Origin of the sequence: Bacillus sp. cl95, assembly GCF_900115925.1 — a bacterium.
Taxonomy (GTDB): Bacteria; Bacillota; Bacilli; order Bacillales; family Cytobacillaceae; genus Neobacillus_A.
Genome location: NZ_FOYF01000002.1, coordinates 236,711 through 252,418 on the forward strand (window position 1 = coordinate 236,711; position 15,708 = coordinate 252,418).

General features: G+C 39.5%; 13 protein-coding genes and 1 other annotated feature. Of the genes, 9 read left to right on the forward strand and 4 right to left on the reverse strand.

Translation table 11 applies throughout. The features are described 5' to 3' along the window. The first annotated feature begins 11 nt into the window (after positions 1-11). From hemB to ysxE, 4 genes are all read left to right on the forward strand, one after another. The gene (gene hemB, locus BMZ31_RS06395; protein ID WP_090830896.1) at positions 12-986 is read left to right on the forward strand and encodes a porphobilinogen synthase; all 975 of its coding nucleotides are present in this window, start codon (positions 12-14) and stop codon (positions 984-986) included. A 28-nt stretch (positions 987-1,014) separates the two neighbouring features. Then, positions 1,015-2,304, forward strand: coding sequence for a glutamate-1-semialdehyde 2,1-aminomutase (gene hemL / locus BMZ31_RS06400; protein ID WP_090830897.1), 1,290 nt, complete (start codon positions 1,015-1,017; stop codon positions 2,302-2,304). Between the two features lie 449 nt (positions 2,305-2,753). After that, positions 2,754-3,893: a stage VI sporulation protein D gene (spoVID, locus tag BMZ31_RS06405; RefSeq protein WP_090830898.1), complete on the forward strand. Its 1,140-nt coding sequence runs from the start codon at positions 2,754-2,756 to the stop codon at positions 3,891-3,893. A gap of 165 nt (positions 3,894-4,058) precedes the next feature. Then, complete coding sequence (gene ysxE, locus BMZ31_RS06410) at positions 4,059-5,093, forward strand: spore coat protein YsxE (RefSeq protein ID WP_090830899.1); 1,035 nt, start codon at positions 4,059-4,061, stop codon at positions 5,091-5,093. Between the two features lie 18 nt (positions 5,094-5,111). On the opposite strand, the gene BMZ31_RS06415 is transcribed toward ysxE, so the two are convergent. Continuing rightward, a complete protein-coding gene (locus BMZ31_RS06415; protein ID WP_090830900.1) occupies positions 5,112-5,303 on the reverse strand; it encodes a hypothetical protein in 192 nt (63 codons plus the stop codon). Positions 5,304-5,475: 172 nt separating this feature from the next. Further along, positions 5,476-5,712 (forward strand) — a binding site (T-box leader). A gap of 50 nt (positions 5,713-5,762) precedes the next feature. On the opposite strand from BMZ31_RS06415, the gene BMZ31_RS06420 reads away from it, so the two are divergent. The 3 genes from BMZ31_RS06420 to BMZ31_RS06430 all read left to right on the forward strand — a co-directional run bounded on the left by BMZ31_RS06420 (position 5,763) and on the right by BMZ31_RS06430 (position 11,607). Next, positions 5,763-8,405 carry a valine--tRNA ligase gene (locus BMZ31_RS06420; protein ID WP_090830901.1) on the forward strand — a complete coding sequence of 881 codons (2,643 nt, stop codon included), beginning with the start codon at positions 5,763-5,765 and terminating at the stop codon, positions 8,403-8,405. 93 nt (positions 8,406-8,498) lie between these two features. Next, a complete protein-coding gene (locus BMZ31_RS06425) occupies positions 8,499-9,806 on the forward strand; it encodes a bifunctional folylpolyglutamate synthase/dihydrofolate synthase (RefSeq protein WP_090830902.1) in 1,308 nt (435 codons plus the stop codon). A gap of 79 nt (positions 9,807-9,885) precedes the next feature. Next, positions 9,886-11,607, forward strand: a complete 1,722-nt coding sequence (locus tag BMZ31_RS06430; RefSeq protein ID WP_090830903.1) for a sensor domain-containing diguanylate cyclase — start codon at positions 9,886-9,888, stop codon at positions 11,605-11,607. A gap of 44 nt (positions 11,608-11,651) precedes the next feature. On the opposite strand, the gene BMZ31_RS06435 is transcribed toward BMZ31_RS06430, so the two are convergent. The 3 genes from BMZ31_RS06435 to BMZ31_RS06445 are packed head-to-tail and all read right to left on the reverse strand — an operon-like array spanning position 11,652 to position 13,504. Beyond that, positions 11,652-12,584, reverse strand: a complete 933-nt coding sequence (locus BMZ31_RS06435; RefSeq protein WP_090830904.1) for a type IV pilus modification PilV family protein — start codon at positions 12,582-12,584, stop codon at positions 11,652-11,654. 15 nt (positions 12,585-12,599) lie between these two features. Then, positions 12,600-13,040 carry a type II secretion system protein gene (locus tag BMZ31_RS06440; protein WP_090830905.1) on the reverse strand — a complete coding sequence of 147 codons (441 nt, stop codon included), beginning with the start codon at positions 13,038-13,040 and terminating at the stop codon, positions 12,600-12,602. 8 nt (positions 13,041-13,048) lie between these two features. Beyond that, entirely contained in the window at positions 13,049-13,504 is a 456-nt protein-coding gene (locus BMZ31_RS06445; RefSeq protein ID WP_090830906.1) for a prepilin-type N-terminal cleavage/methylation domain-containing protein, read from the reverse strand. A gap of 162 nt (positions 13,505-13,666) precedes the next feature. Between BMZ31_RS06445 and BMZ31_RS06450 the strand changes: the two genes are divergently transcribed. After that, entirely contained in the window at positions 13,667-14,320 is a 654-nt protein-coding gene (locus BMZ31_RS06450; protein WP_090830907.1) for a hypothetical protein, read from the forward strand. A gap of 11 nt (positions 14,321-14,331) precedes the next feature. Then, positions 14,332-15,708, forward strand: coding sequence for a G5 domain-containing protein (locus tag BMZ31_RS06455; RefSeq protein WP_090830908.1), 1,377 nt, complete (start codon positions 14,332-14,334; stop codon positions 15,706-15,708).

Sequence of the window (15,708 nt, forward strand, 5' to 3'; positions counted from 1 at the left end):
AGGTTAATAGAATGGAAAAGTTTTCACGTCATCGCAGATTGCGTAGCAGTGCCAATATGAGAGCGCTAGTAAGAGAAAATCACTTACGAGTAGAAGATTTCATCTACCCTTTATTCATCATTGAGGGAGAAAACGTAAAGAATGAAGTTTCTTCTATGCCAGGAGTATTCCAAATCTCCATGGATTTATTACCTGCAGAAATGGAGGAAATAAATTCATTAGGAATTAAATCCGTAATCTTGTTCGGAGTACCAGCCGAAAAGGACGAAACGGGCCAAGGTGCCTACCATGACCACGGGATTGTTCAGGAAGCGACACGTGTGATCAAAAAGCTTTATCCTGAGATGATTGTAGTGGCAGATACTTGCTTATGTGAATACACAAGTCATGGACATTGTGGAATCGTAGAAGGCGATAAGGTCCTGAACGATCCGACGTTGGATTTGCTTGCGAGAGCGGCTGTCAGCCAAGCGAAAGCAGGTGCTGATATCATTGCTCCATCTAACATGATGGACGGGTTTGTAGCAGCGATTAGAGCGGGATTAGACGAAGCTGGCTTTGAAGATGTTCCGATCATGTCCTATGCTGTAAAATATTCATCAGCATTTTACGGTCCTTTCCGTGATGCAGCTGATAGCACACCGCAATTTGGTGATCGCAAGACGTATCAAATGGATCCTGCAAACCGCATCGAAGCAATGAGAGAAGCTGAATCGGACGTGAATGAGGGGGCTGACTTCCTTATTGTTAAGCCTGGTTTACCATATTTGGACATCGTTCGTGATGTTAAAAATAACTTCCAGCTGCCAGTTGTCATTTACAACGTGAGCGGAGAGTATTCCATGGTCAAAGCGGCTGCGCAAAATGGTTGGATTGACGAACAAAAGATCGTGATGGAAATGCTTACTGGCATGAAACGTGCTGGAGCTGATCTAATTATCACTTATTTTGCCAAGGACGCTGCCCGCTGGCTTAAAGAACAATAATCATATTCTTCCGAAAAGAGGGAATGGAATGCGCACATACAATAAATCTCTAGAGGCTTTTAAAGAAGCACAAAAATTGATGCCAGGTGGCGTAAATAGTCCGGTCCGCGCATTTAAATCGGTTAAAATGGATCCGATTTTTATGGAAAGAGGAAAAGGGGCTAAAATTTACGATATCGATGGCAATGAGTATATCGACTATGTCCTTTCATGGGGACCGTTAATTCTTGGGCATTCTAATGACTCTGTTGTTGAAGCAATCAAGAAAGTCGCTGAAATGGGTACGAGCTTTGGGGCTCCGACATTAATGGAAAACGAACTTGCGAAACTTGTGATCGATCGTGTTCCTTCAATCGAAGTAATCAGAATGGTTTCTTCTGGCACAGAAGCGACAATGAGTGCGCTTCGTCTTGCAAGAGGTTATACGAATCGAAACAAGATTCTTAAGTTTGAAGGCTGTTACCATGGACATGGAGATTCTTTGCTGATTAAAGCAGGTTCAGGCGTGGCTACACTTGGTTTACCTGACAGTCCTGGAGTACCAGAAGGCGTTGCGAAAAACACCATCACTGTGGCTTACAACGACCTTGAGAGTGTAAAATATGCGTTTGAGCAGTTTGGTGAAGATATTGCTGGTGTCATTGTTGAACCTGTTGCAGGTAACATGGGGGTTGTTCCTCCGCTGCCTGGATTCCTGCAAGGACTTCGTGACATTACACAGCAATATGGTTCCGTGCTAATCTTTGATGAAGTTATGACAGGCTTCCGTGTGGACTATAACTGTGCACAAGGCTATTACGGGGTGACACCTGATCTTACATGTCTTGGAAAGGTTATCGGTGGTGGACTTCCAGTTGGAGCTTATGGTGGTAAAGCGGAAATCATGGAGCAAATTGCGCCAAGCGGACCGATCTATCAGGCAGGAACGCTGTCTGGAAATCCGCTTGCGATGTCAGCCGGTTATGCGACATTAAGTCAATTGAATCCAGATGATTATAAAGAGTTCCAACGTAAGGGAGACATGCTGGAAAAAGGTATGATGGCAGCTGCTAAGAAATACGACATTCCACACACTGTGAACCGTGCTGGATCGATGATCGGTTTCTTCTTTACGAACGAAAAAGTGACGAATTATGAAAAAGCAAAAACGTCTAATCTCGATTTCTTTGGCACTTACTTCAAAGAAATGGCTGATCAAGGTGTCTTCTTGCCTCCATCACAATTCGAAGGATTATTCCTATCTACTGCACATACGGATGAGGATATCGAAAAAACGCTTAAAGCGGCAGAAAATGCTTTTGCTAAGTTAAAAGGATAAAATTTTAGACGCGTGCCCTAGTGGTGCGCGTTTTTTGCTTTGAAAAAGATGTTGCTTAAATCGTGAACTTTCGGCGTATTTCAAACAGACTTTGGCTTAAATCCGAGAGTGGTTATTTTCTGAATATTATGAAGTAAGCATAAATCTGTCTGAACATAACAAATAAAAAATTTTCGCCGCATAAATCTCAAAAACACCGCAAAAAACTCACCGAGCATAACAAATCTTTTTTGTACTCATTTGCAGGTCAGAAATTAACCCTCCAACACTTGAAATAGTCTCAAATACCATTCACTTCGCATAAAGAATTCAAGTGAACCTCCTGTTTTTTTCAAAAATCCTCTCATTTGCCAAGTTTTCTTGATATTCAATCATAAATAGATTCCGACACTCATAAAGTGTAAGTGACATAGTGATTAAACGCGAAAGGATCGAAAGGAGGAGTCGCTTTGTCTCAAGGGAATCAATCTTGCCTACGCTTTTCCTTAGAGGAGTCTGTATGGTTCCAAAAAGGACAGGAAGTAGCTGAGCTCGTCTCAGTATCGTTGGATCCGGATATTGTCATTCAAGAAAGCGATCAATATGTTACGATCAGCGGTTCGTTGCAACTAACGGGAGAATATAGACGACATGAGGATGTTGCTTTAGAAGGGGACTACGTGACAGCGCAGAAATTTGTACAGAATGTTGAACATCGCGAGGACGGAATTTACGAGTTTTCACATCGTTTTCCGGTAGACATTACGATTCCATATAATCGCATTCAAAGTATTTATGATGTGGATGTGGCAGTGGAGTCTTTTGATTACGTTTTTCCTGAACGTAGTTGCTTAAAGCTAAATGCTGATTTGACGATTTCTGGCTTGTACGGTGATCAGCAGCACGAGCCTGCTGAGGAAGTGGAAGCATTTGAACCCATCTTTCGAAGCATTGATGTAGAAGTAGAGGAAGAAGCTGCAGAAGCAGATACTGAACCTTCTGAATTTGAAAATGTTTATCTGCCTTTTGAAGCAGAAGCGAGAAAGCGACTGGAAGAAGAAGTGAAAAAGGCGGAAGTGAAAGTACCGATTTTACCCGTGCAGGAGACTGCGAATGAACAAGAACAAGAACAAGAAGCAGTTGTCAGTCAACCGCGCGGAGAAGTTCAAAAGCCGCAACCAGTAAATCAAGTGCCTGTACCATCTGTGGTCGAAGAAGTACCACAAGCAGAACTGCCAGTGGTAGAGGAGATTCCACAAGCCCCACCAGTCGCAGAGAAACAGGCTCAACCACAAGAAGAGTATGAAGAAGAAAGTTCGTCCTCTGCTGACAAAAATAATGTATCTCAGGCATCACCAGACGTTAAAAAGAAGAAGGCGTCTAAAAAGACAGGTATGTCCCTTACGGAGTTTTTTGCTAGAAAAGAAGATGCTGAGGAACATGTGAAATTGAAAGTATGCATTGTTCAAAAGGGTGATACATTAGATTCACTTTCTGAGCGTTACGAAGTATCGCTTCAAAACTTGCTTCGTTACAATCAGTTGGAACTGAATCAAGATGTTTATGAAGGGCAGGTATTATATATTCCTGCTTCATATGCCAAGAATTAAGTAACGATAGGAGAGCGGGTACATTACCTGCTCGACTATTTTTTATCAAGCCAACTTTTTGTGCCATGTATGGGCACTTTTTTTGCAAATGGAAGAAAGGTAGTAAGAATAACGTGCCTTGAAACAGTTTCTTACGCTTTTCTATTGGAAGAGAGTTGAGTTTGTATGAGTGACTCAAACCGTCTCAATGTTGTTTCTCCGATTCTTGAGAATTATAGCATTGAACCCTATTTCGTCGAGGAGGTTGGGAGAGTAAAGAAAATTTACTCAAACAAGGGTACGTTTGCTTTAAAAAAGATTGCGCCGAATGTAGGTACTGACTTTATTCGTCATGTTCATTTCCTCTTCCAAAAAGGATTTAATAGAATCGTCCCTATTTATCCAACATTGGACGGCAGATACGCGGTATTACATGAAAAAGAACTATATTATTTAATGCCGTGGCTTTCTAACGAGGAAAAAGAAAATAGGCATGAGCGGCATCAGCAGCTATTTAGAGAACTTGCGAGATTGCATACTTTGTCTGCCAAGGAGGTTCCAATTAAGAAAGAAGAACGCAGTGAACACTATGAACAGACTGTACAGTTATGGGAAAAAGATCAGGAGTTTCTTGATGGATTCATGGATGATTGTGAAAAGAGAGCCTATATGTCACCGTTTGATTTGCTATTTTGCCTCTATTATCATGAAATAAGTCAGGCTGCCCGCTTTTCGAAAGCCAGACTTGATGAATGGCATGAAGTGACAAAGGAGCAAGAAAAGGCACGTATGGTTGTGAACCATGGAAAAGTATCCACTGAGCACTTCCTATACGATGACAAGGGGTATGGTTATTTTACTAACTTTGAAAATGCAAGCCATGGCTCCCCTATTCATGATCTGCTCCCATTTCTAGCGAGAACGTTAAAAACGAACCCGAAGAAAAACGAAGATTGTGTGGAATGGATTTATACTTATTTTAAGTATTTTCCTTTCAAGAAAGATGAAAAACAGCTTTTCTTAAGTTATCTGGCATATCCGACGCCCATTATTCGGACAGCACAAGCTTACTTTCAAAGACAGTCGCCTAAAAATGAGTTGAAGTTTGTCCAGCAATTGCAAAGACAATACTGGTACTTGAAAAACACCGAATTTGTGGTGATGAGAATCATTGAAGTTGAGAAATCCATGGAGCAATCAAAAGAAGGAGCCCAGCAATGAGATTAGCTTTGGGCTCCTTCAAATGATTTCAAGATAGAGGGCTAATGAAACTAGAACGAAAATGGTCAGTAAAAGGACATCTACTGTTGTCGGAAAGAAAATGGTCCTGATACCTTGAAAAATACAAAAAGGGATACTAAACTGCGCTGCAACAGCTCTTACCGTCCTGAGCCAAGGCGGCAACGAGTAAATATTATACTTTTTCCTCATCGGTACACATCCTCCACTTCTTTTACTCCCATTCTATGCGTTTACCCAATTGTTTGTGTATAGTAAATTGGGTTCACCAAATAAGCCTCAGCGTATAAAATATAAAAAAATCGGCAACAATGATTGACGAGAAACTACTTTTTTGGGTAGTATTTAAAGTATAAATTTAATAATGAATGCATAGACAGGGAAGAGTACATTGTCCGCTGCTTTTAGAGAGGAAAACCATTTGCTGAAAGGTTTTCTAAGCAGAACCATTGGAAAGTCACCCTCGAGCTTCTTTCGCCAACGGATTTTTTTCCAAGTAGTGAAAGACGGATCAACTCCGTTATCTTATTTAAGAGCCAATCTGGATTGTTCAGGTTGGAAAAAAGGTGGTACCGCGAAGCAAGCTCCATTCGTCCTTTTAAGGCGAATGGAGTTTTTTGTGTTTTTCAGAATTTTCAAGGAGGAATCGATATGGAAACGAAAGAAATTACAATGCCGACAAAGTACGATCCAAACGCGATCGAAAACGGCCGATATGAATGGTGGTTAAAGGGGAAATATTTCGAAGCAAAAGATGATATGGAAAAACAACCTTACACGATTGTTATTCCACCACCGAATGTTACAGGTAAGCTTCACCTTGGTCATGCTTGGGACACGACGCTTCAAGATATCTTGACTAGAATGAAGCGCATGCAAGGCTATGATGTGCTATGGCTCCCTGGCATGGACCATGCGGGAATCGCAACACAGGCAAAAGTAGAGGAAAAGCTTCGCAGCGAAGGTACGAGCCGTTATGATCTTGGCCGTGAAAAGTTCGTTGAAGAAACTTGGAAGTGGAAAGAAGAGTATGCGGGACATATCAGAAAGCAATGGTCAAAGCTTGGTTTAGGTCTTGATTACAGCCGTGAGCGCTTTACGCTTGATGAAGGATTGTCCGATGCGGTTCGCGAGGTATTCGTATCTCTTTATAACAAGGGTCTTATCTATCGTGGTGAGTATATCATCAACTGGGATCCTTCAACAAAAACAGCATTGTCCGATATTGAAGTAATCTACAAAGATGTTCAAGGTGCTTTCTACCACATGCGTTACCCTCTTGCCGATGGTTCTGGTCATATTGAGGTTGCGACAACTCGTCCAGAAACGATGCTTGGAGATACAGCTGTTGCTGTACATCCTGAAGATGAGCGTTATAAGCACCTCATTGGAAAAACAGTCATTTTACCGATTGTTGGCCGTGAAATTCCAATCGTTGGTGATGATTATGTGGATATGGAGTTCGGTTCTGGCGCAGTAAAGATTACGCCTGCCCACGACCCTAACGATTTCGAAATCGGAAACCGTCATAATCTTGAAAGAGTACTTGTTATGAACGAAGATGGTACGATGAATGATCGTGCTGGTAAGTACAAGGACATGGATCGTTTCGACTGCCGCAAGCAAATCGTAAAAGACCTACAAGACCAAGGCGTGTTGTTCAAAATCGAAGAGCACATGCATTCTGTAGGACACTCTGAGAGAAGCGGTGCGGTTGTCGAGCCATACCTTTCAACACAATGGTTTGTAAAAATGCAGCCTCTTGCTGACAAAGCAATCGAGTTACAACAACAGGAAGACAAAGTTAACTTTGTACCTGACCGCTTTGAAAAAACATACTTGCGCTGGATGGAAAATATCCGCGACTGGTGTATATCAAGACAACTATGGTGGGGTCACCGCATTCCGGCTTGGTATCATAAGCAAACGGGTGAAGTATACGTAGGACATGAGGCTCCTGCTGATGAGGAGAATTGGAATCAAGACACGGACGTATTGGACACTTGGTTCAGCTCAGCATTATGGCCGTTTTCTACATTAGGATGGCCAAATACGGGAGCAGCTGATTACAAGCGTTACTACTCAACAGACTGTCTCGTAACTGGCTATGACATCATCTTCTTCTGGGTTTCCAGAATGATTTTCCAAGGTATTGAATTTACAGGACAACGTCCATTCAAAGATGTTTTAATCCACGGACTTGTTCGTGATGCTGAAGGACGCAAGATGAGTAAGTCACTTGGCAATGGTGTCGATCCGATGGATGTAATCGATAAGTACGGTTGCGATTCATTACGCTTCTTCTTATCAACTGGAAGCTCTCCAGGTCAGGATCTACGCTTCAGCATTGAAAAAGTAGAATCTACTTGGAACTTTGCTAATAAGATTTGGAACGCATCGCGCTTTGCATTGATGAATATGAACGGAATGACATATGACGAAATTGATTTGACTGGTGAAAAATCAGTTGCGGATCAATGGATCTTGACTCGTTTGAATGAAACGATTGAAACCGTAACGCGTCTATCTGATAAATATGAATTCGGAGAAGTAGGCCGTATCCTTTACAACTTCATCTGGGATGATTTCTGTGATTGGTACATTGAAATGGCTAAGCTTCCATTGTATGGCGAGAATGAAGCAGCTAAAAAGACAACGCGCTCCATTTTAGCTTATGTTCTTGACAATACAATGAGACTACTACACCCATTCATGCCATTCATTACAGAAGAAATCTGGCAGAACCTGCCGCATCAAGGTGAGTCCATCACGATTGCAAAATGGCCGGAAGTAAATCCTGAATTGAGCAACTCACAAGCAGCGGCAGATATGAAGCTACTCGTTGAAATGATCCGCTCTGTAAGAAATATCCGTGCTGAAGTAAATACACCAATGAGCAAGAAAGTTAAAATGTTCATCAAGGTGAAAGACGGTGCGGTATTAGAAACACTTGAAAGAAATCGTTCTTACATCGAAAGATTCTGTAATCCAGAGGCCCTTGAAATCGGAACGGATCTTCAAACGCCTGATAAAGTAATGACAGCTGTAATCACGGGTCTAGAGATTATCATGCCACTTGAAGGCCTCATTAACCTTGACGAAGAAATTGCCCGTCTTGAAAAAGAATGGGATAAGTTAAATAAAGAGGTTGAGCGAGTTCAGAAGAAATTAGGCAATGAAGGCTTCGTGAAGAAAGCACCAGAAAGCGTTATTGCAGAAGAACGTGCAAAAGAAAAAGATTATATCGAAAAACGTGCGACAGTAGAAGCGCGTATTCAAGAATTGAAAGCATAAAAAGTTGTACCAATTTCATCAGTTGAGACGGATCCCATATAAGGATTCGTCTTAACTTTTTTATTTTATTATCATAAATTGGGGTTGGTTTGCTTGTTTCATTCATATAAAGAGGCGCTCGATTGGATTCACTCACGTTTGAGGCTAGGAATTAAACCAGGATTGATACGGATGGAGTGGATGATGGAGAAACTGAATCATCCAGAAAGAGAACTTTCTGCTCTCCATATAGGGGGTACGAATGGAAAGGGCTCTACAGTTACATTCTTAAGATCGATGTTACAGGCAGGCGGCTATAAGGTAGGGACCTTCACATCACCGTATATTGAACAATTCAATGAGAGGATTAGCGTGAATGGAACTCCCATACCTGATGAGCAGATTTTAGAATTGGCAAATGTGATTAAGCCATTATCAGATGAACTTGAGGAAACAGAGCTCGGTGGACCGACTGAATTTGAAGTGATTACAGCCATGGCATTCTATTACTTCGCTCGCATTGAAAAAACAGACTTTGTTTTGTTTGAAGTAGGGCTTGGTGGTAGGTTTGATTCTACGAATATCATTAGACCTCTACTATCGATCATCACAAATATTGGGTTGGATCATACACAAATACTTGGTGACTCTTATGAGGCCATTGCATTTGAAAAAGCAGGGATTATTAAGGAAGGTATTCCCATTGTAACAGCTGTCAAAAATGCGGAAGCATTAAAGGTCATTGAAGAGCAGGCTATTCTGAAAAACGCACCAATCTTACGTATCGAAAAGGAGTACTTCATTAAAGAGCAACATTCCCTTGAACATGGAGAATCTTTCTCGATTCATTCAATATTGACAAATTTAGACGATATTACTATTAGCATGGTTGGAAAGCATCAAACTGAAAATGCCGCCGCAGCTGTGATGGCATTACAATGTTTAATAAAAGAACACTCGCTTTCCATCAATGAGGATGATTTAAGACTAGGTTTGAAACAGGCATTTTGGCCGGGCAGATTTGAGAAAGTGTCGGATCAACCGCTTGTTTACTTGGACGGTGCACATAATGAAGAAGGGATCAATGCCCTTGTTGAGATCCTAACGAACCGTTTTTCCGAAAAAGAAATCCACATTGTGTTTGCAGCCTTAAAGGATAAGAAACTCGATGAAATGATACATAAGTTAGACAAAGTTGCGTCAAACATAACTTTTGTTTCGTTCGATTTTCCACGTGCAGCGGTTGCAAAGGATCTTTTTGACATTAGCCGTTCAAACAACAAATCACGATGGGAAGACTGGTCAAGTCAGCTTGAAACGAAAATGGATGTCTTACAAAATAATCAGATGCTTGTCATTACAGGTTCGCTCTATTTTATTTCTGAAATAAAGGGCTGGATTTGTCAAAAAATGAAAGAATAGTGTGACAAATTTTTGAAGATTTGATAAAATGAGTCTGTATTCATGACAAATTTACTATCACCTAGGAGGTGGATAGAAAATGGGTGTTAAGCCCCAATTCAAAAGAAATATCTTATTTCTATGGCTGATGCTTGTACCAATAGGAATGTGGTTTACATACCATACCTATCCGCCAGACTTAGCAGGATTGGAACTTGATTTACTTGTGTTTCTCATCCTTACATCTGTAGTGGCTGCAATGCCGATGGTCATTAATAATACGCCTATTTTCCTTGTTCAATGGGTGTCATTGGCAGCCTTTTTCAATTTTGGCTTATTTACAGAGATGATTCTTGGTCAAGTGGCCGTAATTGTCCTATTGATTAAGTTAAAAGTAACAAGGGATCAATGGTATAGATTGCCATTGAATTCGATTATGTTCTTCATTATCTCATTTATCTGCGGTAGTGTTTATTACATGTTGGGTGGGCCTGAACCAGGTGAAGTTATGATTGGGAAACCTCATTTGTTCGGTTTGGGTGCTATCTATGTCTTTCTTGAATTTGTTCTAAATCAAGTCATCATTTCTATCATTTTGTATACTTTACATGGTTCAAAAATCTCTTTCTTTGGAAAAGATTTTGTATGGGAAACTGTTACATCTTTAATGACGGCACCAATTGGATTTGTTTTATATATCCTTTATAAAGAAGTAGGCTTAATTTCGGTCCTCTTTGTCGGAGTGCCATTTGCAAGTTTATCAATTATTTTGAATCTCTATTATTCTAGTCAAAAGATTAATGAATATCTGCAAAATGCGACGGAAATTGGACATCAACTTGCTGAACGACTTCAAGTAGATGATGTCATCGACTTGTTCATTCAGAGGATGAGTGAAATGCTTCCGGTAGATTATGCTTATATTTTGGATGTTATCGATGATAAGGAACTTCAGTTGATAAGAAGAATTGAGAATGGCTCTATTATGCCGAATGATATATCAAGTGTTCAAAAAGGCGAAGGTATTTGTGGCATAGTCTGGTCAACAAAAAATTCTGTCCTTTATTCCTCTAAAAAGGAATGGCAAAAAATTGTTGTCGGATATATGCCTGATCAGGTTGAAAGTGTCTTAAGTGTCCCAATTGTCCGTAATAGCAAAGTGGTTGGCATTTTGTTGTTAGCATCTAGAAATAAACGAGCTTACGAAAAGTCGCAATTGATGATTGCGGATATCCTGTGTTCACACTTTGCGATTGCCATTGAAAATGCAAAGCACCATGAAATTGCCAAACAAAACAGTGAGCGATGTGCTTTAACGAAGCTCTATAACTATCGCTTTTTTGAAAATATGCTTTCTGAGGAATTTAGAAAACTTCACAACGGACAGCGTAAATTGCTGTCATTAATCATTCTGGATTTAGATCATTTCAAATCTATTAATGATACTTATGGGCATCAAAGCGGGAATGAAATATTGTACGAACTCGCTTGGAGATTAGAAGAATTGGTAGGGGACAGAGGGACCGTTGCCCGTTACGGCGGTGAAGAATTCGTTGTCTTGTTACCAGATACAGAAAGAGACGAAGCGACATTAATCGCTGAGCAAATCAGGCAAACGATTGCGGACAAACCATTTGTACTTACACAGCATATGAACGTAAACGAACATGCTCTAAATGTAAATGTCACAGCTTCCCTAGGGGTTGCAACAGCACCACAGGATGCGGATGATTCACTAGCGCTCATTCGTCATGCGGACCGTGCCTTGTATGTAGGGGCTAAGAGGGCAGGGCGAAATAGAGTTGCGGAATATGTGAAATAAGAAATGGCAGAATCTCACGTGAGATTCTGCCATTTCTTATTGAATTAATAATTAACGATTATTCCATCGTTTTCATCGATGTACCAATTTGAATTAGAATTTACACAAGAATTATCGAAGTATAGGTTAGAATCAGTGAATTCTTCCAATTTCCCATTCTTTATATAGTAAACGTCGCCTTTAATACAGATTTCTGCTTTACTGGTTTGTTTTTCTACTGCATCCTTTGTTAAGAAAATGGCATCTCCATAAACATTTAACTCCGACTTCCCGTTAATATCTATCTTCTCGAAGATGGCTTCATGTAATACTTCCACTGATCCTTTCCATCCGCCCACTGATCTAAAAGCTTCAAACCAAGCGGAGGGATTGTTCACAATATGTGTGTCGTTATCGTTTAATTTAAATTCAGAATAATAGAATTTACCTGTACTAGAACTTATATAGGTATTACTGAATGGAACAACCGGATATATTTTAGGGTCCTTAATTGGAGCAGGGTTGCCGGCTCTTGATACTTTAGACACGATTATTTTAGAAGTAAGTATTACGTCCTCAGAAGCTGTTTTTCCTTTGCTAGTAAAGTTGACCGTGACGTCACTCGATGTATTACTACAGTCAATGGCTGTCATAGTAGATGGAACAATAATTTGGTAATTATTCTGGTTTTCGATTGTTTTTAAATCTAGAAGTTTTAGACTGCTCTTTCTAGTATTGTATTGATTTTTGAACTCTGTACAGAAATTAGTTTTGTTTGTTTCCATAGCGACTTTAGCTGGTGCGATCATGTTATTTAATTCAGTTTTATAATAAGTGATTCCCATTTCAGCTAAATCCGTGGCTTTGTTACGGTTCTCCGTCTTGTTAAATTGCTTATTTGCAGTCATTGCCATTCCGCTTAATGAAAGTCCAAGAATCACTATTACTGTCATCATGACCATTACTAAGATTAAGGTGTATCCTTTTTCATTCCTCATTTTCCCGCCCCTCTCCTAATAGCGCTTGATAATTGTTTCGATTTCTTCAAAGTCTCCGTTTTGATCAGTGATTTTGATATAAAGGCTTAATGGTTTGGATGAATCTATCTCTTTCGGTCCTGTTAAAACGGAATAAGTATTTGTCCCTGTTACGTCATATTTTATCAGGATTTTCAATTTATCTTTATGTAATGGGATATTTGCGCTTGTCGTTCCAATGGAAGCTTTTTGAGTACTTGAATCTAGGGAAAGTATGTATTTATTATTCTTAGTATGGTAATTCTTGATGGTTGCCACAATAAGGTTTGCTTCCTGTGAAAGGCTCGTTTTTGTGGAAATGCGCTTGAAATTTTGTTGGGAACCAATGAAGACCCCGTAAATAAGCGTTGAAACAAGCGATAAGATGGCCAAAGTGGCCAGAACTTCTATTAATGTTATCCCCTTTTGATTTTTCATCGTTTTACTCACTTTCTGATATATGTGTACGTCTCAGATTTGTGGTTTGGATTGCTAGGATCTGCAACCATCACCTTAACTTGAATTAGTCCGGTTTCATTTATATATGAAAAAGTTGCAAGAATTTGATTGGGATTGTTTTGTATGAATGGAGTTGAGCTTTTCTTAGAGAAGAATTTTTCCAGAGCTGTCTTATCAATCGATTTCGGTGTGAAAGGACTACTAAAAATAGTTTTTATATCGTTATCCTTTTCAAGTTCACTTCTAGTGATATTTTCCTCTACCAAGTTGATCACTGTTTGAGCAGTTTGGGTGTAATCTAGTTTTTGCTCATTCTTTTTATTAAAAATGGTCGATTGGGTAAAAAAGCCCATGAAAGAAGTCATGATAATAAATAGTAGTATGATTGAAAGTAAGACCTCAATGAGGGTGAATCCTCTTTCGTTATGCTTTAAGTCACACATTAATTTTCGACACCTCCTTTTAAATTACTTACAAATATTATACAATATTTAGTAGACGAAATTTGTCTAATTCGTAAAAAAATAGACGAATTTATATAAAAAGATAGAAATTAGTAGTTTTATAGCGACTTTTTTCCTAGAAAATGTTTGAGGAGTGGTCAAATGGACAGTGTTTTGTGGTTAGTAGGTTCCCTCGTTTTATTAGTGCCAATTATTTATTTGTTGCCTTTAGGACTCACGAAAAAAGGTAAAATGGTAACGGTATGTACAGCCTTTTTTGTGTCCCTTTTAGGCCAAATGGTCGTTGTTTTATACAATTCAACCATTTCTATTATGTTGCTCTTAACTGTCCTATTACTTGCTACATACATTATTCACAATAGGTTAGCCCCTACAATGTATCTTCTACCTACTTCTGTCGATGAATTAGGAGAAGAAAAGGATATGGAAGAATATTTAGAGTTATACCAAAAACCAAAAGTCGATTTGTTTGTAGAAGACGATAGTCTAAGAACGACTGTGAAATCGAATCAGGAACTTAATCTAAAGACATTAACTGAAGGCACAGTTGATTTAAGAAATGATCAGGATTTGAGTACGGACGATTCTCTTGTAGAGGATGAAATCTCCTTATTATGGGATAGAGAAGTCGAACTGAAATTCAATGAAAATCTCGTACAAAACGGTGACGAAGAAAGTAAACCATTTTTTAAAACAGAAGAAGACTTTGGTGAAGTATATGACGTGGATTGGTCTCTCCTGGAAGCAAATGAGAATCTTAATAGTGACGTAGAAAGAGAGAAACAACTAGTCTAGGAGGGTGTTTGGTGAAGAAAACAGGACAAGCTATAAAACTTTTTCTTGTACTTGTATTGTGTACTACATATTTTCTGGGTTTCTCGCGTTATGGTGCAAAAGCGTTCCAATCCATAAATGGAGTGAGTGATGTATATCCTGCGGGTACGGTCATTGGAAACATCTCTATGGAAGGCAAAACAGCTGAGGAAGCTAAATCTGAATTGACAAATAAGTATGCTGATTGGGTTAAGAATGCAACATTATCACTTCAATTTAAAGAAAAAAATGTACCTATGAATGTTGAAAATTTCCATTTCAATATTGAAGAGTCTGTGAATGCTGTCGTGGCTGGCAAAGAAACACCGTTAATGGTTACGCTTGAAAAAGGTGTCGTTCTAGAAACAATGTCGCAAATATCTAGTGATTTAGATGAAAAGACAATGAATGTAAACCGACTATTAGATGAGCTAACCTCAATAGCTAGCAGAATGGCCATTGATGAAAAAATAGTTAGTCTAAGTGAGTTTTTGTTAGCAAAGGAAAATAAATCCGATACAATCTCTGAGGTTGTGATTCAAACAAAAGAAGCTCCTGAGAAAATAGATGAAATCGCTGCAAAACTTTATAAGGTTACCATTCCTTCACAAGCTACTTTCTCGTTACTAGATTATGCAAAAGAACAAGGGCTTGAAAATGCACCTTCTTCAACAATGAGTATCATTGCATCAGGCATTTATGAGGCTATCCTACCGACTAATTTCTCCATTATCGAAAGAAATATCGGACAAGAATTGCCAGCATTCGCTGACCTTGGCTTTGAGGCGAAAATTGATAGTTCCAATCATCTAGATCTTGGTTTCTCCAATCCTAATACGAGCGACTATATGGTGGAACTTCAATGGAACGGACAAGAATTATCAGTGAAATTAGTGGGAGAAGCTTTACTTTACGATTATAAAATCGTTACTAAAAATAAAGCCGACTACGAACCTAAGACAATTAAGCAATATAGTCCGCATTTAGCGACTGGCCAAAAAAAAGTCAAGCAAAAAGGTGAAAAAGGCTATATGATTACAGTTCACAGAGAAATTTATGATAATGGTCAACTGTTAAAAACAGAACCTATTTCAGAGGATTTCTATGCTCCTGTTCCGCAAATTGAAATCCATGCACTGCCTGCCGTTCCGGTAACTCCTGGAACAACAACCGGAACGAACGCAACTGGTACAAGTCCGGATGTACAACAACCCGTTGCAGGAACAACCACTACTCCCAATACTAACTTGCCATTACCGACTGATCAACAGAATCAGACCGGACCAACTGGAACGACGTCAGTTTCTGAAGCCACTGAAACTCCAACGGACGATAATCTATGGGGAAAACCTAACGAGCAACCTAAATAA

What these genes read in the sequence shown, in the direction of transcription:
- BMZ31_RS06430 (WP_090830903.1), top strand. Translation starts at nt 9,886, where the DNA reads ATGGGTGTTAAGCCCCAATTCAAAAGAAATATCTTATTTCTATGGCTG.
- BMZ31_RS06415 (WP_090830900.1), bottom strand. Translation starts at nt 5,303, where the DNA reads ATGAGGAAAAAGTATAATATTTACTCGTTGCCGCCTTGGCTCAGGACG.
- BMZ31_RS06445 (WP_090830906.1), bottom strand. Translation starts at nt 13,504, where the DNA reads ATGTGTGACTTAAAGCATAACGAAAGAGGATTCACCCTCATTGAGGTC.
- BMZ31_RS06420 (WP_090830901.1), top strand. Translation starts at nt 5,763, where the DNA reads ATGGAAACGAAAGAAATTACAATGCCGACAAAGTACGATCCAAACGCG.
- hemB (WP_090830896.1), top strand. Translation starts at nt 12, where the DNA reads ATGGAAAAGTTTTCACGTCATCGCAGATTGCGTAGCAGTGCCAATATG.
- BMZ31_RS06435 (WP_090830904.1), bottom strand. Translation starts at nt 12,584, where the DNA reads ATGAGGAATGAAAAAGGATACACCTTAATCTTAGTAATGGTCATGATG.
- hemL (WP_090830897.1), top strand. Translation starts at nt 1,015, where the DNA reads ATGCGCACATACAATAAATCTCTAGAGGCTTTTAAAGAAGCACAAAAA.
- ysxE (WP_090830899.1), top strand. Translation starts at nt 4,059, where the DNA reads ATGAGTGACTCAAACCGTCTCAATGTTGTTTCTCCGATTCTTGAGAAT.
- BMZ31_RS06450 (WP_090830907.1), top strand. Translation starts at nt 13,667, where the DNA reads ATGGACAGTGTTTTGTGGTTAGTAGGTTCCCTCGTTTTATTAGTGCCA.
- BMZ31_RS06440 (WP_090830905.1), bottom strand. Translation starts at nt 13,040, where the DNA reads ATGAAAAATCAAAAGGGGATAACATTAATAGAAGTTCTGGCCACTTTG.